This is a genomic window from Streptomyces sp. NRRL F-2664 (assembly GCF_000719345.1).
Lineage (GTDB): Bacteria > Actinomycetota > Actinomycetes > Streptomycetales > Streptomycetaceae > Streptomyces.
Genome location: NZ_JOFX01000575.1, coordinates 1 through 247 on the forward strand (window position 1 = coordinate 1; position 247 = coordinate 247).

The 247-nt window shown below is 71.3% G+C and carries 1 protein-coding gene; it reads left to right on the forward strand.

Translation table 11 applies throughout. The features are described from left to right. On the forward strand, nt 1–247 hold a 247-nt coding region (locus tag IF89_RS40285; RefSeq protein WP_043195199.1), incomplete at both ends, for a hypothetical protein.

Below are 247 nucleotides of genomic sequence, written 5' to 3' on the forward strand. Positions count from 1 at the left end.
TGCGGACGGCAGCAAGACAGCCACCGCGCACCAGACCGATGCCGCGGGCCGCCTCACCGCCCTCACCACCGACGGCAAGACCACCGGCCAGACCTGGGACACGGCCGGCAACCTCCTCACCGGGGCAGACGGCACAACCTGGACCTACAACCCCGACAACAAGCCCGCCACCGCCGCCACCGCCGACGGCCTGCGCAGCACCTACACCTACTGGGCCGACGGCAGCCGGAAAACCACCGAGACCACC